This is a genomic window from Plantactinospora sp. CA-294935 (assembly GCF_050936445.1).
Lineage (GTDB): Bacteria > Actinomycetota > Actinomycetes > Mycobacteriales > Micromonosporaceae > Plantactinospora.
Genome location: NZ_JBNJMU010000001.1, coordinates 8,483,050 through 8,502,701, shown reverse-complemented (window position 1 = coordinate 8,502,701; position 19,652 = coordinate 8,483,050). Strand labels below are relative to the sequence as shown.

Here is a 19,652-nt window from a genome sequence, read left to right as displayed (position 1 = left end):
AGGAAGCCAGTCCGGGTTCCCGGTTCAGTGCTGGCCGGCCGCCGGATCGTCGGGGGTCTGCATGTCGCGCAGTGCGTCGTCGGCCGCGATGACTTCCTGGTACCACTGCCGGTGCACCTTGTATGTGCGGTCGAGCTCGATTTTGTGGTATATCCCGGTCGGCTTGCCGAACCAGAAGTCGCGCGGGAGGCGCTGTGCCTCGGCCCGGCCCACGATGAGGATCGCGCGGTCGGTGACCACGAACGTCTCGGCCGGCACCGTGAAGATCCCCGAGCCGGTCACCGTGATGAATCCGGTCTGGATCTGCTCGCCGGGCTCCAGATACGGCGCCGCCCGGGTGGCGATGATCTTGACCCGTCGTTCCTTGTAGCCCACGGCTTTCCTCCGATACCAGACGCGCGTCCGGGCGGCCTGATCCTAGGGCCGGTCACTGGGAATCCGACCTTATCACTGCCATCCGGTCGAACCGATAACCACCATTCCATTGGTGCGAAGACCCCGGGGCCCAGGCCGAGACGTGCCGAGGCCGGCGGCACAGGGCGCCCGAGGGCAGGTGTCGCCGAGATCGTCCTAAGTGGTCAGCGGCCGGTGGAGCCGTCGATCTGTTCGCGGAGGATGTCGGCGTGGCCGGCGTGCCGCCCGGTTTCTTCGATCATGTGTGTCAGGACCCACCGCATCGACGGCGCGAGTCCGCGGCCCGGCGGCCGGGGCGCAGGGAGGGCCAGGTCCGGGCAGGTGGCGATTATCTTGTTCGCCCGTTCGACGGTTTTCCGGTATTCGGCGACCAGGCCGTCGACCGTCTCGTCGGAGGTGGGTTGCATCGTGCGACGCAGGTTGTCGATCTGTTCGCCGAGGAAATAGAACCGCTCGACGCAGGTCAGGTGCTTGATCAGCCCGAGGAGGTTGGTGCCGGAGGGTACGCCGCTGGTGCGGACCTGTGGTTCGGGCACGTCGACGACCTTGTCCACGATCGCGTTTCGGAGGTAGTCGAGGAATCCCAGCAGGGTGGCCTTCTCGTCGGCGCCGGTCCATGGCGGTCCGGTGTCCTTCGCCCGTGGCCTGCGTCTGTGCGGTCGGTCGGGTGGCATCGAGTTCTCCGGTACCGGCTTCCGGTGGGTGTTCAACTGCCGGTCCGCTGGATGAGCAGGACGTTGTCGGTGACTGTGGCGGTCTGGCCGCCGGGGCCGGTGGCCCGGCGTCGAGGCATGTCGGCGCGGAGGGCGGGCCACTGCTCGGGATCGAGGTCGAGGTCGGCGGCGATCTCACCGGGGGTGGGGTAGTGAGCGTGGGGGTCCTGGTTCCACGACCAGGGCGCGGTGGAGCCATGGTCGACGACCAGGAGCAGACCACCGGGGCGCAGGGCGTGTGTGGCGGTGCGCAGTATCCGGCTGCGGTCCAGCGGAAAGGGGGTGTGGAAGTACTGCGCGGAGATGAGGTCGAATGTTCCGGTCGGGAAGCTCCGGGCCAGATCGTGCTGTTCGGCGGTGACGTAGCTGCCGACACCGAGATTCTCGGCGCGTGCACGCACCTGTTCGACGGCGGTATGGGAGATGTCCACGGCGGTGACCTGCCAGCCGTGCTGGGCGAGCCAGAGGGTGTCGCCGCCGGCACCGCAGCCCAGGTCCAGGGCTGTGCCGGGGCGTAGTGCCGCGGCGGTCTCGACGAGCAGGGGGTTGGCGCGCCCACCCCAGGTCCGCCGGCTGCGGTAGTGCTTCTCCCAGAACGACTCGGCTTCGGTGTGCGGCTGCCGAACGGGTTCGCGCGCGGTCACCGGGTTCCTCCGGCGGCGAGGAAGTCCAGCAGCCGAGCGGTGGCGAACGCCGGGTTCTCCTGGGGCAGCCAGTGGCCGGACCCGGGTACTTCGACGGCCCGGGTGATGCGGGTCATCCGGGGGTCGACCGTCGACCGGGTGAAGTCGAGCAGTCCCTCAGCGGTCATGAGCATCACCGGCATGGTGATCGGTGCGGCAGCCAGATTGTCACGCTCGTCCTGTTCCAGGGTTCGGTACAGCTCGAATCCGCCGGTCAGCACCTGCGGGCGGCGGTTGGTGCGGGCGAACTCGTGCCAGCTCAGTGACCGGTACTTGTCGGCGGTAAGGGCAGGACCCGGCAGGGGGTAGTCCAGATGGGCGTACCTGACGACCTCGTCGGGGAACTGCACGGCGTACTGGAATCCGACGCCCGCGCCCAGGTCGTGCCCGACGAGGTTGATGGCGCGCAGTCCGAGCCGGTCCGCGAGCAGGGCATGGACGAATCGGGCGAGGGTGGCCTTGTCGTAGCTGGGCGGCGCTCCACGGCTGTCGCCGAGTCCCGGCAGATCCACCGCATACACCGTGTATCGCTGCGCGAGCGACGGCATGATCCGGCGCCACTGGTACCAGGACTGCGGCCAGTGCAGCAGGACGAGCGGCGCACCGGTCCCGCCGGTGACGTAGTGCATCGTCACGCCGTCGACCTCGGCCGTCTCGTGGCGGAACTGGCGGTTGAACTCGGGGTCGTCACGGGTGGCGGAATCAAGGGCCGAGGAAGCCGCGGCGACCGTTCGACCCGGTGTCGCATGCGGCGCCTGCCCGTCTCCCGCCGTACAAGCGGTGGTCAAAGTGAGTGCGGCCGCGAGCGTTGCCGCGCTGCGCAACCACCGTGGTCCGGTCGTCGAAGTTCCGGTCGTTGTGGCCATCGGCTTGTCACCTCCGCGACCAGCGTCGCCGCAGTCGTTCCGCACTTGCAAGAAAAGTTGCCGATCCGCATCATGGTTGCATGGGTAGAGCGGAAGAGGACGTGCTCGCCGGGGTCGGGCCGCGGCTGCATGCGCTGCGCCGGGCCCGTGGCGCCACGTTGGCAGACCTGGCAGCCGAGACCGGCCTGACGGCCAGCACCCTGTCGCGCCTCGAGAACGGCAAACTCCGCCCCACCCTGGAGCAGCTACTCCCGCTGGCCCGAGCGCACGGCGTCCCGCTCGACGATCTGGTCGCCGCACCGCCCACCGGCGACCCCCGCATCCACCTGCGGCCCGTGCGCCGGTCCGGATTGACAGTGGTGCCCCTGACCAGGCGGGCCGGGGGAATCCAGGCGTACAAGGTGATCTATCCGCCCGCCGGCCGGGCGCCCACGATGAACCTACAGACCCACGACGGGTACGAATGGTTCTACGTCCTCAACGGGCGCGTCCGGTTCGTACTCGACGAACAGGAGTTCCACCTCGGCCCCGGCGAAGCCGCCGAATTCGACACCCGAACACCCCACTGGATCGGCAGCGCCGACACCCAACCCGCAGAACTGCTCACCCTCTTCGGCCCACAAGGCGAACGCGCCCACTTGTCACCACAAAAGCACTAACCCGCTTGACCGCAATGCGACCATCCCAGGTAGTCCGTTACGTCGCGCTGATCGGCTGGAATCAGAGCCTACGCTCTCTTTCATGGGTACGTCGTAGAGAGGCGCGTTATCCCAACCCGGACGTAGCTCGGCAACTTTGGTCCAACCCCAGGAGGCGTACGCGGCTTGGGTCGGCTGATTATGGGGCTCGGCAAGAAGGGTTGCCCGTGGCTCGGGGCGGTCGGCAAGTAATGCGTCGTGCGGGCTGTGGGCGACGCCCTTACGCCGCCCGCGGCTCGGTCGATCTCGGTCCTGGGTCCCAGGTGAACAGTTAGCCGATCACCTCGGGCGCCCGGCATTGAGGGAAAGAGCTGGAATTGCGCCGATCTTCTGTTCGCTGAGCACGTCCCAGTAGATTCCACGAGGACGCCGAGGCGGAGCGCACCAGATGACCTCCTCGGGGGTGACAATCAGGTCGACACTGAAGTCGTGCGGTGACTCCGGTAGGGGCCTGTCAAGGACCTGAAGCTGGTGGACCGTCGTCACAAGCACGGTGGACGGGCCGATCAGACCGGCCTCGGTCAGGAGGGCGACCTCCAGGTCCGAGTAGCCTGCCCCCTTACCCACTCTCACACCGTCGCGGTTGACCGCGACGCTACCGCAGACCACCAGGTCGATCGCCTGCATCTCGTCGGTCCCAACCTTGCCGGCGTGTGCGGCAGCCCCGGAACCGGTCGCGACCTCAGCGGGCGGAGCCGCGAGCTTGACAGCCTCCAGTAGGTAGAACGGTCGGACGTCGGCGAGCTGGGGAACCGCCATGTACAGCAGCTTTCCCTCGTCGAGTGCCTGCACCCTGACCGGAAGTTGGGCCTTGTCGGGATTGGACTTGACGACCTCGGCTTGTCGCCACGCGGAGATGCCTGCGAGTCGTGTGGCGGTCAGCTCGGCGCCGATGAAGTTCGGAATCCGACCGTGTGCACCGTGGGAGCCTGTGGCACCGGCTCGCTCCAACCGGTCCCAGACCTCCACCCGTACCTTCTGTTTCTCGTGATCGATATCCATGCTGTGCCTCACCTGGCGATAAGCGAAAGTATCCGGTCGGTGACCTGGTAGACCTCATGGCGGTTGCGCCAGCGATGTAGTTCACGGCTCGCTCTGAACAGGACGTTCAGGCCGCCCCCGGCCCGGGTCCGTTCGACGACATCGATCGCCTCGTGCAGGACGGCGGTGGCCTCCGCAACGTGGCGCTGTCGAATATGAGCCAGGGCGAGATTCCCGAGAACGATAGATCGGGACTTCTCTCGCGTACGCAGGACGGACGATGTGGCTTCGAGTACGGGCTGTGCCTTCCGAGGGTCGCCCAGCGCCAGGTAGCAGGAGCCCACTACCCGGTCGAACTGGCCGGCCGTCACGAGCCGGTGAGCCGGGTCGGTTGTGTCTACGCTGTCGATTCGATCTCCTGCTTGGCCGAGTGCGTGGTGACACGCAGACCGCTCGCCCACCATGGCGTAGGCCTCAGCGACGTGCAGCATGGCCAGGCCGGCCAGGGCGCCGCTGCCGAAGTCGGCTGCCAGATGAGCGGCGTGCGCAGCCTGAGACAGGCCACGCTTCGGGTCGCGGTCGGCGTAGAGCGCAACAAAGCCGGTGCGAAGTCGTGCATGCGCCTCGTGGAGGATTTCATTGCTCTGCCTGGCGACGGCGACTGCCTGTTCGTAGTACCTGATGGCCGTCCTGCGGTCTCGACGCTGCGAAGCATCCCAGACGAGTTGCCCCATGAGCGTCGCCGATGCCGCATGTAGGGTGGCCAATGCTTGCCGAACCCCACCGATCGAGGCCGAAGAATGGAGAAGAGCGATTTCGCCGTGCAGGCGTCCTACGGTCGGAAGCAGCGACGTGGACGGTGTGGTGTCGTAGGTCTCGGTGAGTGCGTCAAGCTCGTGGCGAAGGTAGGCAACGGTGGCGAGGTCGGCTGTCCGTGGATTTTTCAACACGTACGCGAGACGATCACCCTGGCGCGTATTCGCCTCCTCGACGTCGTCTAGCAGTTGAGTGAGTTCCTCCAGCGTCACCTGGAGCGCGTTGGCCAGGCCAGGTCGGACCCACGGCTGAGGCTCCGACTCGGCGCGCTCCCAGCGGACGACAGTAGTGCGATCGACGTTCAGCTTTTCGGCGAGGCTTTCCTGCGTGTGCCCGGTCGACTTCCGCCGGCTGGCCAGCCGCCGTCTTCTCAGGGCCATTGCGAATGCCTCCCGTCGTGACTCTGTCCGAACCCGACCTGAACAGTCATCCACATGCAGTAGCGGGATGCAACATTTCTGCTTCCCTTTTGCGGAAGTCGCACGCTGTGCCGTCGTACCACTGCTCGAGAGGCTGGTGGTACGGCCCGGGGCGGGTGCTGTGGCCAACGGTTTCCGCCAGGTCGGCGTGGCGGGATGCCGACCCCGCCCGCCTCGGTGCCGATCCAGTCGACAGGGTTCGGAACGTCGGAAGGGGCAGAGGTGTCTTCGGCTGCGGGAGCCGCCCGGAGGGCGGGGTGGGGTGACGGTGCGCCTGGGGAGCTGGTGGGCGTACCCGGATCGGATGGTGGTTCGGCGGCGGGTGCGGTCTGTCCGAGGCTGACCTCGGCGGAGATTCGGTCCGTACGGTTCGGGCGGGGTTCGTGGCGGCGCGGGCTGGACCCGGACGAGGTGTACGGGTTCCTCGCCCGGCTGGCCGACGAGGTGGACCTGCTGCGGCGCGATGTCCAGGTTGCTCGCGGGGACGCTGATCGGATCAAGGCGGCGCTGCGGCCCTGGCAGACCCGCAACGCCCGGGTTGCCGACGCCCGCTGGCCGAGTGATCGACGGTGACGGGGCGACCGGGTGACCGGCCGTCGGCGGCGGTCGAGGTGTCCGAGGAGATGGCCGCGCACTTCCGGGACACGATGCTGACCCACGCCGACGATCCGGTGACGGGGGTGTGCGTCCGGTGCGGGCGGAGCCGCTGCGACGAGTGGCGATGGGCCTACGAACGCCTGGTCCTGGCCGGCCGGCGCGACGACCTGCCAGGACCCGTCTGGCACGGCGGCGCCGGGTCCACGGCGGCACCCGGAGCAGCCGGGTGATCGTGGCGCTGGTGTGGGGTCGGGGGAGATGGCGCGCGGTGGACGGTATCGCCGAACTGGATGCCCTGCTGGCCGGCCTGGCGACGATCTCGATCGGGCCGCACGTGGTCGGGGTGTATCCACCCAGGTTCCTGAAGCCGGATCTTCGACCGGGTGAGCTGCTGACGTCGCCGTCGTTGCAGCTCGGGCTCGGGCATCCGGCGCGCGGGTTCCTCTACTGGACCGGTCCGGCCAGCGTCCTCGGCTACGAGGCGGACCTGCCGCCCTGGCCGGACGGCATTCCGGAGATCGAGTTCGACTACGGTGACGATCGGATCGGTTGCGGTCCGAACCTGGCCTGCGTGACACCGGGCGCCGTCCGGGACGCCGCCTTGGAGTACGCCGCGACGGGGAAGCGCCCGACCCGGGTCTGCTGGCGCGACGGTTAGCCGAGGCGTGGAATCAGCGGAGTCTGGCGCGTCGGCGCCGCCAGCGCATCAGCAGCAGTACGGCGAGCAGCACCGCCACGGCGAGAGTGGCGGCCAACCACGGCGGCGCGGCGAACGGGGAGGGCTGCGGATCCGGACCGCCGAACGCGGCACGGCCCAGCAGGTCCCCGGGCACTTCCAGGTCACTGACACCGGTCGGGGCGGTCAGTAGCACCTGTTCCCGACCGTCTGCGGAGATCGCCGCGAGGGCCGTCCGCCGTTTCCCGTCCTCCGCCTCCGGCGACTGCCGCTCCACCACCGGGTCCCCGCCCCGCCAGGAGACCAGTTCGGTGGCGGAGCCGGGGACCGGGACCGGGGCTCCCGTTGGGCGACCGGTGGCCGCGTCGAGGAACTCGATCCGCCAGGAGCGCCGGAGTGTTCCGGCGATGTCGGCGCAGCCGGTCGTGCAGCCGTCGTGGGTCAGCAGGGCGATCCGCCGGCCGTCCGTGCTCCAGGCGGCCCGCCCGGCCAGCCGCCGCCGGTCGCCCAACTCGACCTGCCAGCGCACCGCCCCGGTGACCGGGTCGGCCAGCACCAGCCGTTCGCGTTCGGCGAGCTGCGCGGCCGGGTCCACCGGGCCGCTCGCGGCCAGTAGCGAGCCGTCCGGAGACCAGGCGGCCGCGCTGTGACTGTCGAAGACGCCGACCGGCAGCACCCGCTCCGCCCCGCTCCACGGGTCGACGATGAGCAGGTCGTCCGGCCTCGCCGGGTCGTTGAGCTGCTGGTTGTCCGGCCCGTACGTGATCACCTGGTCGTCGTTGCCCCTGCTGACGACGACCGACCTTCCGTCCGGAGACCAGGCCAGCGGGTGCAGACCCGGCCGGTGGGTACGCCGTTCGTCGCCGCTGCGCAGGTCGACGAGGCTGCCGGTGCCCGGGCGGAGGTACCAGCGGCCGTCCGGCGAGAGCAGCCCGTGCCCCTCGCCGACGCTGATCGGCAGCAGCCGGTAGCCGCCGTCGCGGCCGACCACGACTCCGGTCGACTCGAGATAGCGGGTGTGTGCGGTGAAGAAGAGCACCGAGGCGGGCCCGACCGGATGTTGGCCGACGGTCGCCTGCCACAGCCAGGGGTTCTGCACCTGGCTCGGGACGATCTCGGCGGGGGCCGGGTCATGCCGCGCGGCGAGCCGGCCGGGCACCTGCGCCGCGGCGACGACGAGGACAGCGGCGGCGGCGAAGTACGCCACAGTCCGGGCGCGGGGCGTCGACACGGGTCCATTAAAGCGGAACGCGGGGCGGCGTGGTGGCCCGGCGGCCTTGCGCCCAACTTCCGTCTTTCATTAAGCCCGGTGGATTGGTTCGGACGAGGTTTGACGGTCGTTCTGGTGGTGGGTAGTGGGTATCGCCCGGTCGTAGGCCGGGTTGCTCCGTGCAGCTCAGTGTCCCGCTGCACGGCTCGATGTTCGGGGTCGACTTCAATCCGGCGGCCAACCGGCTGCGGGTGATCAGCGACACCGGCCAGAGCCTGCGGCACAACATAGACGACGGCTCGGGCGCGGGCGTCACGACGGTGGACAAGCCGCTGACCAACTCGCCGTCGACCGCGACGGCGACCGGGGTGACCGCTGCCGCGTACACGAACAACGACCTGAACGCGGAGACCGGGACCACGCTGTTCGACCTCAACTCGGTCTCGGACCAGCTGGTCATCCAGTCGCCGGCCAACGACGGCCTGCTGGTCCCGACCGGCCGGCTCGGCCCGGACGCCGGCCCCAACGCGGGCCTCGACATCTTCAGCAACCGGCCCCAACGCGGGCCTCGACATCTTCAGCAAGCTGACCAACGGCAAGACCACCGCGCTGTCAGCGTTCGCCGTCCTCATGCTCACGGACGGCTCGGCCACGTTCCACACCGTCGACCTGCTCACCGGGGCGGCGACCCCGGTGGGCGAGCTTCCGCTGCCGGTCGGCGACATCGCCGTCGCGCTCGACGGAAGCTGATTCGACCTGCGGCTGCTGCTGGTGCTGTTCGTGCTGCACCATCGCGTCGAGCGGGACGCCGGCACCGACGAGCCCGCCCCCGGCACCTGGCCGGGGGCGGGCTCGCGGCCTGCGCCGGCTCCGGGCAGCCGCGCGGACGGCACCGTCCGGGAGAGGAAGGCTCAGGAGAGGAAGGCTCAGGAGAGGAAGGCTCAGGAGAGGAAGGAACCGTACCGACCGCTGAGGATCCTGTCCTTCTGCGCCTGGCTGAAGTGGGTGTTCGGGTAGTTGTAGAAGGACGCCGACATCGGTGTGCCGTCGGTGTAGGTGGAGTCCGGCAGGCCCAGGGCGTGGCCGAGTTCGTGCACCATGCCGCCGTACCAGCGATTCATGTTTCCGTTGATGCCCGCCGCACCGTCCGCGTCGTGGCCACTGAGGATGACCCAGCCGTTGCCGCCGCCGCCTCCGGCGCCCTCGCCCTCCGCGCTGATCTCGCCGACGTTGATCCAGCGGCTGTCCGGTGCGCCCAGGCCGAACTTGCGCCTGAGTTCGGCCTGCATGTTGCACACGGTCCACCAGTACTTGTCCCCGCACGCCGGGGTGTTCTCGTACCACGTGCGGAGCTGGTCTCCGTCGACGACCTCGACGACCGGGTCGTTCAGCCGGAACGTCCGGCCCAGTTCCTGCCGGTAGTACCGTTGCGCCTCGCGCATCACGTTTGCGATGCCGTCCGGGTAGCGCTGGTCGTACGCCACGTCGGCGGGCTTGAGCCAGAAGACCCGTACGGTCCCGTTCGGCGGGGCGGCGGAGGCGGCCGGCGGGGCGACGGTGGCCGCGGTGAGGACCGTCGCCACCAGTACGCCCAACGCCATCCCGGCGCGCCAGCCACGCCATCTCGACCGTGTCGGTGGCCGCTTCAGTTCGATTCTCATTCCTCGTCCTTCCGTGGGCCAGGGCCGGGGGCGGCGGCGGGCACTGTGGGACGTGCACGCCGCACAGCGCAGCCGACCCTCCGGCATCGTGGGGACCCCGTCGACCGGCGCCGGTAACGGGACGGTCCGAGCGGTACGGTCACCGACCGTGTCGTCCGGGCGGTGCGAGCGGCATCGGCATTCCGGCCGTGGGGTCAGTCGGTCTCATCGCCACCCTGCCGGACGAAAACCTTTTCGGCAATACTTCGACGAGGCTCGATGCGACAAAATCCTTTGGAACGTGTGATCTCTCCTAATAGGGGCGCCATGAGGCCACCGAAGGGCGCGCTCCGATCGGCCTCGCCGAAAAGGTTTCGGCAACGGGTGCCGCGGCGACCGGCGAAGCCGCGGGCGGGTGCCGGTGGAGTCGGCCGCCCGCCGGCCGGTAGGGCCTTCCCCCTTACAAACGTGGTGGCCAGCAAGATTTCCGTGCCCCGCCAACACTCCTAGCGTTGTCGGCGACCTCGAACAGCGGGGCGTCGACCGCACCGAAGCGGCGCCGCCACCACCAGAACGGGAGCATCCGCCAGATGGCCGAACACCGCCGTAGAGATCTGCTCCGTGCCACCGCGGTCGCCGCGGTCGCCACCGGGGTGGCCGCCCAGCAGGTTCACCGGCCGGCACCCGCCGTCGCCGCTCCGGGCGACGGCTGCCCGCCACCGCTGGGGCCGGTCGCGGTGGGCCCGGACGATCCGCGCTACGCGGATCTGGTCCGCCGGGGCAACCGGCGCTTCGTCGGCACCCCCGACCAGGTCCGGGTGGTCGGCTCGACCGAACAGGTTCGGGCCGCGGTGCAGGCCGGAGTGCGCGCCGGCCAGCGGATCGCGGTACGCAGCGGCGGGCACTGCTTCGAGGATTTCGTCGACAATCCGCAGGTCCGGATGGTCATTGACCTGTCCGGGATGACCGGCGTCTACTACGATCCGCTGCGGTCCGCGTTCGCGGTCGAGGCGGGCGCCAGCCTGGGCGAGGTGTACCGCCGCCTCTATCTCGGCTGGGGCGTGACCCTGCCCGGCGGTTCGTGCCCCGGAGTAGGTGCCGGTGGGCATGTCGCCGGCGGTGGGTACGGGCCGCTGTCCCGGCTGCACGGACTGGTCGTCGACCACCTCTACGCCGTCGAGGTCGTCACGGTGGACCAGTCGGGTACGGCCCGTACCGTGGTCGCCACCCGTGACCGGGACGACCCCAACCGGGAACTGTGGTGGGCGCACACCGGTGGCGGGGGCGGCAACTTCGGAGTCGTCACCCGGTACTGGTTCCGCTCGCCAGGGGCGACCGGCGACGACCCGAGCCGGCTGCTGCCCCGGCCGCCCGCATCCGTGCTGACCTTCACGGTCCAGTGGCCGTGGCAGGGCATGGATGAGCGGGGATTCGCCAGACTGGCCCGCAATTTCGGCGACTGGTGCACGCGGCACCGCGCTCCCGGTACCCCGCAATCCCGGCTGTACGGCGAACTGTTGCTGTCCCGCCGGCCGGCGGGCAACCACACGCTGATCGGCCAGGTTGCCGACGGTGCCGACGCCGCCCGGTTGCTGGACGAGCACGTCGCCGTGCTGAACACGGGTGTCGGTGTCGCGCCCGTCCGTAGCCAGGAGGTCCTGCCGTGGCTGACCTCGGCGCTGAGAGGCAACGGCGACGACGGCAAGCAGTGGCGGCTCAAGACCAAGGCGGGCTACCTCCGCCGGGGGCTCACCGATCGGCAGATCGCCGCCGCATACCATCACCTGACCCGGGGCGACTACGACAACCCGGCCGGGTCGCTGAGTCTCAACACCTACGGCGGGCAGATCAACACCGTACCGTCGGCAGCGACCGCCACCGCGCAGCGCGACTCGGTGATCAAGCTGTTCTACCTCGCGGGCTGGGCCGACCCGGCCGAGGACGCCAGGCACCTGGCGTGGATCCGCGAGTTCTACCGCGACGTGTACGCGGACACCGGCGGAGTGCCGGTGCCCGGCGACGTCAACGACGGTTCCTACATCAACTATCCGGACGTCGACCTCGCCGACCCGGCCTGGAACACCTCCGGCGTGCCGTGGCACTCGCTGTACTACGGGGCCAACTATCCCCGGTTGCAACGGGCCAAGGCGCGCTGGGATCCCCGGGACGTGTTCCGGCACGGCCTCTCCGTCCAACCAGGCTGATCCCGGCCAACCCCCGGCGTCCCGCTGGGACCGTCCAACCAGGCTGATCCCGGCCAACCCCCCGGCGCCCCGCCGGGGCCGTCCAACCAGGCTGATCCCGGCCAACCCTGGCCGACGCCGGGATCGGAACCCACGGGTATACCAGGACGGCGGATACTAAAGGTGACCCGTCGGCGGACCGGCCCCGGGGCCGCCACGGTCGAGCTTGCCGCGGACCGTGGCGGCTTCGGGGCGGCCCAGCCGGTCGAGGATGGCCAGCGCCGCCCGCCAGGCCAGGCGGGCATCGGGTACGGCCCCGGCGGCGTACTGCGCGTCGCCGAGGCGGTGCAGGGATTCCGCCTCCTGGGTCCACCGTCCGAGTTCCCGGCACAGCTCGACCGCCTGCCGCAGGTAGCCGATCGCCGAAACGTGGTCGCCGAGCAGGTGATGGGCGTAGCCGAGGCTGTCCAGGGCGCTGGCCTCGCCGCCCCGGTTGCCGTTCTTCCGATGCAGCAGGAGGGCCTGTTCGCAGTGGTCGATCGCCTCCTCGTACCGGCCGAGCAACGCCTGGCACCAGCCGACCGAGTTGAGCGCGCTGGCCTGGCCGTCCAGGTGGCCCACCTGCTGGAAGAGCTGCAACGCCTGCAGGTCGCTGCGGAGCGCGCCGGCCGGGTCCCCCTGGCGTTCGGCCAGCCAGCCCAGGCTGCGGTGGGTGAACGCCTCGCCGACCGTGTCACCGAGTTCGCCGAAGAGATCCAGTGCGCGCCGGTACGCCGCCCGCGCGTCGTCGTGGCGCTGCAACCGCACGTACGCGGCACCGAGGAGGCGGTGGGCGTGCGCCTGGGCGGACCGGTCACCGAGGCGGTCGAGCGCCGGCATCACCCGCCCGACGCTGGCCAACCAGTCGTCCCAGTGCCCCCGGTGGTCGAAGAAGTTCACCAGGGTCCAGACGAGTTGCCAGGCGGGCGCGTCGAATCCGGTGTCGACCGCCCGCGCGACCACGTCCAGCAGTACAGCGTGCTCGGCGGCGAACCAGGCCAGCGCCGAGTGCTGGTCGGTGAGCTGCTCGGGGACCACCCCGGCCCGGGGCGGCGCGATGGCGATCGGGTCCCGCTGTGGCCAGATCAGCCGGTCGGCGGCACGGGCCGTGTGCAGGTAGTGGTCGAGCAGGCGGCGCTCGGCGGCCTGTCGTTCGGGCTCCGGGTCCTCGCCGGCCAGCTCGATGGCGTACGCCCGCAACAGATCGTGACAGGCGTACCGGCCGGGTGACACCTCGGCGACCAGGTGCGCGGCGGCCAGCTCGGTGAGGACCGGGCGGAGCCGGTCGGCCGGCTCGGCGGCGAGGCTGGCCGCCGCCGGCACGGTGATGCTGGGGCCGGGCGGGAGGGCGAGCAGCCGGAACAGCCGAGCGGCCGGCGGGCTGAGGGTGTGGTAGGACCAGGAGAAGACGGTACGGATGTTGGTGGCCGGGGTGGCAGCCCGGAACCCGTCCAGGCCCTGGTCGGCCTGGCGTAGCTCGTCGGCGAACGATTCGAGCGGGAAACGCGGGTTGTCGGCCGCCCGGGCGGCCACGATCGCCAGTGCCAGCGGGAGCCGGCTGCACCGACTGACGATTTCCGCCACCGCCTCCGGTTCGTCGGCCACCCGCTCGTCGCCGAGGCGGCGGGCCAGCAACTGCCGGGCCTCCGTCTCGGAGAGCAGATCCAGGCCGAGCGGATGCGCTCCCTCGGTGGTGACCAGGTCGGCGAGCTGGTTGCGGCTGGTGACGAGTACGGCGCAGCCCGGCGACCCGACCAGCAACGGGCGTACCTGGTCGGCGTCGCGGGCGTTGTCCAGCACCACCAGCATCCGCTGGCCGGCCAGCCTCGCCCGGTACAGGCCGGCCTGGGCCGCCTCGGTGACGGGGAACTGCTGCTGCGGTATCCCGAGCGCGTCGAGGAAACCTCGGATCGCCTCACCGGGGCCGAGCGCCGGGCCGGTCTGGTCGAAGCCGCGCAGGTTGACGTATAGCTGGCCGTCGGGGAACCGGTCCGCCACCGCGTGCCCGGCCCGGATCGCCAGGCTGGATTTGCCCACTCCCGGCGGCCCGGTGATCACCATCGTCTCGGCCCGGTCGGTCAGGTCGTCCAGTCGCCGTCGGATGTCGGCCAACTCCGTCGCGCGGCCGACGAAACGTGCCGGATCCGGCGGCAGCAGGTGTGGCGCGACCGGCCCGGCGGGGATTGACTCGTCGGTGTCGGTGTCGGTGTCGGTGTCGGTGTCGGTGTCGGTGCTGGTGCTGGTGCTGGTGGCGGTGGCGGTGGCGGTGCTGGTGCTGGTGCTGGTGCTGGTGCTGGTGGCGCTTGCGCTCGTGGCGTTGGCGTCGGCGGGGCTGGTCGCGGGCTGGGTCGGGTCGATCGGAGTGCGGACGGTGGGGGCGGGTGTGGGTCCGGCGGCCGCTTCTCCCGGTCCGGCCGTGACGGCGCCGGTCGCTCGGGGCGGCGAACCGTGCAGCGGGACGTCGCGCCGCAGGATCCGGCGCTGCAACTCCTGGAGGTCGGGGGCGTCGATGCCGCGCTGGCGCAGCAGAACCAGGCCCGCCCGGCAGAGCTGGGCGGCCTCGTCCACCCGCTGCTCGGCATAGAGGGCGACGGCGAGGAGCCGGCGCAGCCCCTCGTCGTACGGCTCCTCGGCCACCACACCGGAGAGCGCGATGATCACCTCGCCGTACCGGCCGAGCGAGGCGAGCGCCTCGGCATGGACGAGCCGGGCCGAGCGGTGCAGCGCGGTGAGCCGGGCCGCCTCGTTCAGCGCGAACGGGCGGTCGGCCACGTCGGCGAAGGCCGGTCCACGCCAGAGTCCCAGGGCGTCGTGCAGTACGGCGACGGCCCGGCCCGTCTCCTCGGCGTCGTGTGCCCGCAGCAGGTGGTGGGCCCGTGCGTACTCCTGCTCGAACCGGTGTGCGTCGATCTGTTCCGGAGCCAGATCCAGCCGGTATCCCCGGCCGGAGGGGTTACCGGCACCACTGATGATGTCGGCGGCGCCGGGGGAGGCCGGATGCAGCGCCCGGCGTAGGTGCGACACGTGACTGCGCAGCGTGGCCGGGGCGCCGGGCGGGACCGCATCGCCCCAGATCAGTTTCACCATCCGGCTGGCCGGCACCGACGTGCCCCGGTTGACCAGTAGGATCGACAGCACCTCGACCTGTCGCGGGCCCAGTCGGACCGGGACGCCGCCGCGGAGCACCTGCACCGGCCCCAGTACCGAAACCATCAGCATTCCGACCTCGCACTTCGACGGTTTCGCGGCGACGGCAGTGGAAGATGTTGATGTTACCCGGGGAGGCTCTCCACGTTCCTTCCACGCTTCCTCCACGGTGGACGTCTGATCATGAATAGGCAGTGCTGCTGAGTAGACGGTGCTCCACGGCAAGCAACGGGGGAGGGGAGCGGTCGCGATGGAACTCGCGGCCGGACTGGTGGGGCCGTTGAACATCCGTCAGGACGGGGAGCCGGTCGCGGCACCGGTCGGCAACCGGCGTCGCATCCTCGTCCTGATACTGCTCGACGACGGCGCCGTGTCACCCAGCAGGTTGGCGGCCCTGGCCCGCTTCCTGGCCCAAGACCGCCTGATCAGCGACCTCGGGGCGGACGAGGGTGGTCTGGGGGTCGCCGACACGGTGATCCCTGCCCCTCGACCCGGAGCCGCTGTAACCGGGTGTCCAACCGCGCGTCGGATCAATTCGGAAGCGCGGCACCAGGGTCCGCCGCCGCGAGGCGCTCGCCCCGCCCGCCCACACAATCGAGGGCCCAGAAAGCATCGGAGTACACGAAGGTGCCCGTCATCCATTCCTCGTACGAGGACAGTTTGGCGACCTGAAAGACGCCGGGCGAGTAGCGCAGCGTGGGCGGACGAAAGCCCAACTTCGTGGCGTCGGCGAAGCCGCGCTTGCCGTAGTAGTGCGGTGAGCCCTCCAGGAACACCAAAGGGATGCCCCGACTGTCAGCTCCCGCGAGAGCGTGCGCCACGAGCCGAGTACCGATTCCCCGACGCTGGAACTCCGGCAGCACCCCGAGGGGCGACAGCGACAACACGTCCACGAGCCGGGGCAGGGCGTCCAACCGGCAGGCACTGAGCATCACATGGCCGACCACCCGCTCGCCGACGGTAGCGACCAGCGACAACGGCGCAAGCGATGTCTGAGCTGCGCGCAGCGCATCGACCAGCGCAGGAACCCGTTCGCCGTCGCCGAACGCCTGGGTGTGAATCACCCGCACGGCCTCGTGATCTTCGGCCCGCTCTTGCCGGACCACCAGCTCAACACATCCGCGCTGAAGGCTGTCCCCTGAACTCACGGCGCCAGGCTAACCCCTGGAACGATCAGCACGCGACGCGATTAACGCAGGACGTAATCCCGTCAATTCAAGCTCTGTATCGGAGTGGAGACCTGGCGGGGGCGCTCGACGCGTACCGGAGGGCGTGGGTCGCGCGGTGCGGGTGCTGCTGCGGATGCTGGCCGATCGGGCCGGGCTGACGCAGGCTGTCTCGGGGGCGTAGGCCCGGCAGGGTTGGTGGCCGGGCCGTGATCGCGGTTCGGTGCTGGCCGACCTGGCGGTGATGACCGCCGACGGTGCCGAGGCGATCTGCGACATCGACGTGCTATGCCACCGGGGAACAAGTGATCTCACCCGCGCATCACGTAATCTGCGAGGGATCACCGCCTTCACAACTCAACTTACTTGTAGGCGATGTTCACGCCTGGGAGGATGTGCCGCAGGTTGGCGGTTTGGGTGAACGCGGAGACCGACTGATCCTCCCCAGCGTACGTGTACTGGCCATGGTGGATTCCCAGGGCTGTGTTTCCGTAGAACCACGGGCCGCCGCTGTCGCCGGGCTCTGAGATGTCGGCGGTCATTGTGGCTGCGTTGCACAGTCTGGTCGCCACAAATTCGGGCGCATCCAGCCTAAGGCAGGTGTTTGCCTGTCTTACCGTGCCGCAGGTTCCGATGCCGGTTCCGATCCCATAGTGACATGCTGTTTCGCCTACCACCGGGAATCCAACCGTTTCCACGTCGCGATATACGTTGTTGTAGGCTCGGAAGCGTGGCGCGATCGATGGTGTGGCATGCCATTGCATGTCCCCATTCTCACAAGTGCTGGAGGTGGGGTCACATTCAGCCGCGAAACTCAGGATCCGTTCGCTTCCATAGTGGAGGAAGTTTGGGCAATGCCCCGCTGTCAACGTTCCCACTGCCGTCGTCGTGCGCACGGTGAACCCGCCGGTGCAAGCCGCCTGGAAGACCCCGCCGTCGTTGGTGTTCAGCCCTGCACCACCGACCACTGTCGTTTCGGGAGTGGCGTCCGACGGGGTTTCCTTGACGACGAGTTCGACGGGCATGCCGGCCACGTCGACGAGCCCGTCCCGCTGTGTCGGGTATGCCACACGGATGTCTTTCGCGGCGGTAGCGGAGGCCGTCGCGACGAAGTGGTCCGTGGCTGCGTCGTAGCTGACCTCGTAGACGTCGGGCGACGCCGCATCCAGGAGCCGGCTGAGGGACGGCAGGACTTTGGTGAGGTCCGCGTTGCTGTACCGACGGTCGCCAACGATGGTCACCGGCAGGTGGGCCAGTCCGGTTCGGGCCGCGTCCATCTGCTGTGGCGAAGCCCTTTTGACATAGACGCGGTATGTTCCGTCTCCCCGGAGTTCGGCTGCGGCGATGATGCCCGGCGCAACCTGGTCGAGGCGTGCCAGCGCTCGGTTCATACTCCCAGATTGAGCTTGGCGCTTATGGATCGCACCGAGCGGCTCACCCGTTCGCTGGGCCAGCCTCTCCAGGTCCTGACGCTCCGCCTCGTTCAAACCCCTCGGCGCCGTCGTGGATGCCCCAGTGGCCGCCGTGCGAGCTGTCGACGGCATCGTCTCCTGTGTCGAATCGAGGGACGCTGTCATCTCGATCCTCTCGGCGCGCCCAGCAGGGCTCGCCACGCCTCCTCCGGCCGGAAGCATTCCGGCGGCCTGTGACGGTGTCGCAAGCAGGCTGGTTCCCAGGATTCCGGCGACAGCGGCGCCGAGTAGTCGGACCTTCAAGTGTCCTCCTTGCACGTAGTAGTAGCGAGGCCCGGATCAGGCCACGCCTCGACTGCGATCGTGCAGGACGACGATTGAACAGCAATTGACGAACAGTCAAATGCGCAGCTCGCGCGCTACTTGAGCGGTTTGAAGGAGCGGCCCAGCCACCTCACGCGGAAGTGCCTGTCCTGTAAGGGCATCGATCGGCTGGGCGATCGGCGAAGCCGGGCGGACCGCTATCGCCGGCATCCCCACCTCCGGGTGGTCACCGGCCATCGACGCCGACGGCGGCATCCGTGAGGGTGCGCAAGTCGCCGAACTGACCGGCCTACTCACCTTGAGGGGGTGGCCGGACGGGATGCGGGTGATCGCGCGCCGCGAACGCCCACACCCCGGCGCCCAACTGTCACTGAACCTTCTTCGACCTGAACCACGCGGCACTCACACGCCGCGTCCGATCTCGCGCTCCGACGGACCACAAGGGGAGGTTGGAAAATGTTCACCGCTCGAGGAACGCAACGGCTGGCACCGCGTTCGTCACCGGCACCCAAGTCGGCGCGGCGTTGCGGTCCCGGTCGATGACCAGGCCGCACGCCTCTCCGGGTCGAGTTCGACCGCTGGCGCACCCACCCGTCGGCATCGCGTCGGCCGGACGGTCAGGAGTCCTGGCCAAGCCGGGCACGAGGCGAGGGCTCATGCGGGGGATACCCGAGAACCTCGACGAGGTCACCCGCCGCCGCGACGAATGCCTCGTAGACGTCGTCATCGAAGTGATTGCGCCAATCGCCGGACTCACCCTTCCGATAGTGAGAGACCGACCCGGCGGTCTCTACGCCACGCCGCATTCTTGAGAAGCTGTATCGGGACAGCAGGGCGTCGAGATCGGACGGCGGGATGGGAATCCCGCAGTGCCGCATCAGCCGAGCCACTTCATCCGCCTGCTGTTCCCCGGTCAGGTCCTCGTACCGGAACAGGCCGACGGCTTCGGTGCTCGGAGCGGTCGCCCACGAGCGAAGCGACCGGAATGTGCCTTTGTTGGCTAGATGATCGATGACATACAGCAGACCCTCCTTGAACGGCTTTTCTCGCAGCACTCTCCGTACCTGCGGAATGTCGCCCATGGCGGTGTGCGAACTTCGATAGGAGAAGTACCCGGAAACGACGATGTCGCGGGGATCGCGGAGGACGAAGAACGCCCGGTAGGAGTCAGGCTTGGGCAGGCGCATGAAGCCGTTGTAGGACATGAAGAGGGACGAGACGACGCGGTTGGGCGGCAAGGCCTGCGGGTAACGCCACTTGTAGGGGCGCGGATCGTAGGGCAGTAATCCAGAGTACCGATACACGACGGGGTCGTTGAACAGGGCTTTGACCCATTGGCTGGCCGTTTTGCGAATCGTGCAGTGGTATATGTTTCCAAATTCGCTCCGCGACTCGACCGGAACCGAGAGCCGCAGTCTGGCATTGTGGGTCTCACACATCACTCGCCGCGCCACCACGCGCACCGAGTTGGGCGTGTGATGCTTGGTGAAGGTAACGGCACGTTTCATCATTGCCAAAATCCTCTCCATACCTGGGCGGCGGGGGAAGGCCGCAGGACAGTCGGGACAACTGTTCAGGTGGTCCGGGTCGGGGGCACGATCCAGCCTACGAGGCTACATCGATTGACGACCCGTTCGCGTACCGACCAGATATCGACCCGCTCGACCG

17 protein-coding genes and 2 pseudogenes are annotated in these 19,652 nt (G+C 69.2%); 7 read left to right on the top strand and 12 right to left on the bottom strand.

What is annotated here, in order from left to right:
• Nucleotides 1–24 precede the first annotated feature (24 nt).
• From ACQEVC_RS37320 to ACQEVC_RS37305, 4 genes are all read right to left on the bottom strand, one after another.
• Entirely contained in the window at nucleotides 25–375 is a 351-nt protein-coding gene (locus tag ACQEVC_RS37320; protein ID WP_432887722.1) for a hypothetical protein, read from the bottom strand.
• 203 nt (nucleotides 376–578) lie between these two features.
• Complete coding sequence (locus tag ACQEVC_RS37315) at nucleotides 579–1,088, bottom strand: DinB family protein (protein ID WP_432887720.1); 510 nt, start codon at nucleotides 1,086–1,088, stop codon at nucleotides 579–581.
• 32 nt (nucleotides 1,089–1,120) lie between these two features.
• Nucleotides 1,121–1,771, bottom strand: coding sequence for a class I SAM-dependent methyltransferase (locus ACQEVC_RS37310; protein ID WP_432887717.1), 651 nt, complete (start codon nucleotides 1,769–1,771; stop codon nucleotides 1,121–1,123).
• Nucleotides 1,768–2,439: an alpha/beta fold hydrolase gene (locus tag ACQEVC_RS37305; protein ID WP_432891918.1), complete on the bottom strand. Its 672-nt coding sequence runs from the start codon at nucleotides 2,437–2,439 to the stop codon at nucleotides 1,768–1,770. Before ACQEVC_RS37305 ends, ACQEVC_RS37310 begins: the two co-directional genes overlap by 4 nt.
• Before the next feature lie 317 nt (nucleotides 2,440–2,756).
• On the opposite strand from ACQEVC_RS37305, the gene ACQEVC_RS37300 reads away from it, so the two are divergent.
• Nucleotides 2,757–3,335, top strand: coding sequence for a helix-turn-helix domain-containing protein (locus ACQEVC_RS37300; RefSeq protein WP_432887715.1), 579 nt, complete (start codon nucleotides 2,757–2,759; stop codon nucleotides 3,333–3,335).
• 318 nt (nucleotides 3,336–3,653) lie between these two features.
• Here ACQEVC_RS37300 and ACQEVC_RS37295 read toward each other — a convergent pair whose 3' ends face one another.
• Together ACQEVC_RS37295 and ACQEVC_RS37290 are read right to left on the bottom strand one after the other, a co-directional pair.
• Nucleotides 3,654–4,376 (bottom strand): 5-formyltetrahydrofolate cyclo-ligase, encoded by a 723-nt coding sequence (locus ACQEVC_RS37295; RefSeq protein ID WP_432887712.1) that lies wholly within the window; start codon nucleotides 4,374–4,376, stop codon nucleotides 3,654–3,656.
• Between the two features lie 8 nt (nucleotides 4,377–4,384).
• Entirely contained in the window at nucleotides 4,385–5,551 is a 1,167-nt protein-coding gene (locus ACQEVC_RS37290; RefSeq protein WP_432887710.1) for a helix-turn-helix transcriptional regulator, read from the bottom strand.
• Between the two features lie 324 nt (nucleotides 5,552–5,875).
• Between ACQEVC_RS37290 and ACQEVC_RS37285 the strand changes: the two genes are divergently transcribed.
• The 3 genes from ACQEVC_RS37285 to ACQEVC_RS37275 are packed head-to-tail and all read left to right on the top strand — an operon-like array spanning nucleotide 5,876 to nucleotide 6,845.
• On the top strand, nucleotides 5,876–6,163 hold the full coding sequence (locus ACQEVC_RS37285; RefSeq protein WP_432887707.1) for a DivIVA domain-containing protein: 288 nt from the start codon (nucleotides 5,876–5,878) through the stop codon (nucleotides 6,161–6,163).
• On the top strand, nucleotides 6,160–6,417 hold the full coding sequence (locus tag ACQEVC_RS37280) for a hypothetical protein (RefSeq protein ID WP_432887704.1): 258 nt from the start codon (nucleotides 6,160–6,162) through the stop codon (nucleotides 6,415–6,417). The genes ACQEVC_RS37285 and ACQEVC_RS37280 overlap by 4 nt, the downstream gene beginning before the upstream one ends.
• Complete coding sequence (locus tag ACQEVC_RS37275) at nucleotides 6,414–6,845, top strand: Imm1 family immunity protein (RefSeq protein WP_432887702.1); 432 nt, start codon at nucleotides 6,414–6,416, stop codon at nucleotides 6,843–6,845. The genes ACQEVC_RS37280 and ACQEVC_RS37275 overlap by 4 nt, the downstream gene beginning before the upstream one ends.
• A gap of 13 nt (nucleotides 6,846–6,858) precedes the next feature.
• On the opposite strand, the gene ACQEVC_RS37270 is transcribed toward ACQEVC_RS37275, so the two are convergent.
• On the bottom strand, nucleotides 6,859–8,094 hold the full coding sequence (locus tag ACQEVC_RS37270) for a TolB family protein (RefSeq protein WP_432887699.1): 1,236 nt from the start codon (nucleotides 8,092–8,094) through the stop codon (nucleotides 6,859–6,861).
• Between the two features lie 158 nt (nucleotides 8,095–8,252).
• Here ACQEVC_RS37270 and ACQEVC_RS37265 point away from each other — a divergent pair.
• A pseudogene (locus tag ACQEVC_RS37265) lies at nucleotides 8,253–8,639 on the top strand (DUF4394 domain-containing protein); the annotation flags it as partial.
• A gap of 375 nt (nucleotides 8,640–9,014) precedes the next feature.
• Here the strand turns inward: ACQEVC_RS37265 and ACQEVC_RS37260 are convergent.
• Nucleotides 9,015–9,734: a hypothetical protein gene (locus ACQEVC_RS37260; protein ID WP_432887697.1), complete on the bottom strand. Its 720-nt coding sequence runs from the start codon at nucleotides 9,732–9,734 to the stop codon at nucleotides 9,015–9,017.
• 569 nt (nucleotides 9,735–10,303) lie between these two features.
• Between ACQEVC_RS37260 and ACQEVC_RS37255 the strand changes: the two genes are divergently transcribed.
• On the top strand, nucleotides 10,304–11,917 hold the full coding sequence (locus ACQEVC_RS37255; protein ID WP_432887695.1) for an FAD-binding oxidoreductase: 1,614 nt from the start codon (nucleotides 10,304–10,306) through the stop codon (nucleotides 11,915–11,917).
• 156 nt (nucleotides 11,918–12,073) lie between these two features.
• Here the strand turns inward: ACQEVC_RS37255 and ACQEVC_RS37250 are convergent, their stop codons facing one another.
• On the bottom strand, nucleotides 12,074–15,148 hold the full coding sequence (locus tag ACQEVC_RS37250) for an AfsR/SARP family transcriptional regulator (RefSeq protein WP_432887692.1): 3,075 nt from the start codon (nucleotides 15,146–15,148) through the stop codon (nucleotides 12,074–12,076).
• A 464-nt stretch (nucleotides 15,149–15,612) separates the two neighbouring features.
• On the bottom strand, nucleotides 15,613–16,230 hold the full coding sequence (locus tag ACQEVC_RS37245; protein WP_432887690.1) for a GNAT family N-acetyltransferase: 618 nt from the start codon (nucleotides 16,228–16,230) through the stop codon (nucleotides 15,613–15,615).
• A gap of 40 nt (nucleotides 16,231–16,270) precedes the next feature.
• On the opposite strand from ACQEVC_RS37245, the pseudogene ACQEVC_RS37240 reads away from it, so the two are divergent.
• Nucleotides 16,271–16,549: pseudogene (locus ACQEVC_RS37240) on the top strand (hypothetical protein); the annotation flags it as partial.
• 61 nt (nucleotides 16,550–16,610) lie between these two features.
• Here ACQEVC_RS37240 and ACQEVC_RS37235 read toward each other — a convergent pair.
• Both ACQEVC_RS37235 and ACQEVC_RS37230 read right to left on the bottom strand, forming a co-directional pair.
• On the bottom strand, nucleotides 16,611–17,963 hold the full coding sequence (locus ACQEVC_RS37235) for a hypothetical protein (protein WP_432887687.1): 1,353 nt from the start codon (nucleotides 17,961–17,963) through the stop codon (nucleotides 16,611–16,613).
• A gap of 638 nt (nucleotides 17,964–18,601) precedes the next feature.
• On the bottom strand, nucleotides 18,602–19,495 hold the full coding sequence (locus ACQEVC_RS37230) for a sulfotransferase domain-containing protein (RefSeq protein WP_432887684.1): 894 nt from the start codon (nucleotides 19,493–19,495) through the stop codon (nucleotides 18,602–18,604).
• Nucleotides 19,496–19,652 lie beyond the last annotated feature (157 nt).

What these genes read in the sequence shown, in the direction of transcription:
- ACQEVC_RS37315 (WP_432887720.1), bottom strand. Translation starts at nt 1,088, where the DNA reads ATGCCACCCGACCGACCGCACAGACGCAGGCCACGGGCGAAGGACACC.
- ACQEVC_RS37305 (WP_432891918.1), bottom strand. Translation starts at nt 2,439, where the DNA reads ATGCACTACGTCACCGGCGGGACCGGTGCGCCGCTCGTCCTGCTGCAC.
- ACQEVC_RS37300 (WP_432887715.1), top strand. Translation starts at nt 2,757, where the DNA reads ATGGGTAGAGCGGAAGAGGACGTGCTCGCCGGGGTCGGGCCGCGGCTG.
- ACQEVC_RS37295 (WP_432887712.1), bottom strand. Translation starts at nt 4,376, where the DNA reads ATGGATATCGATCACGAGAAACAGAAGGTACGGGTGGAGGTCTGGGAC.
- ACQEVC_RS37290 (WP_432887710.1), bottom strand. Translation starts at nt 5,551, where the DNA reads ATGGCCCTGAGAAGACGGCGGCTGGCCAGCCGGCGGAAGTCGACCGGG.
- ACQEVC_RS37260 (WP_432887697.1), bottom strand. Translation starts at nt 9,734, where the DNA reads ATGAGAATCGAACTGAAGCGGCCACCGACACGGTCGAGATGGCGTGGC.
- ACQEVC_RS37255 (WP_432887695.1), top strand. Translation starts at nt 10,304, where the DNA reads ATGGCCGAACACCGCCGTAGAGATCTGCTCCGTGCCACCGCGGTCGCC.
- ACQEVC_RS37250 (WP_432887692.1), bottom strand. Translation starts at nt 15,148, where the DNA reads ATGGTTTCGGTACTGGGGCCGGTGCAGGTGCTCCGCGGCGGCGTCCCG.
- ACQEVC_RS37230 (WP_432887684.1), bottom strand. Translation starts at nt 19,495, where the DNA reads ATGATGAAACGTGCCGTTACCTTCACCAAGCATCACACGCCCAACTCG.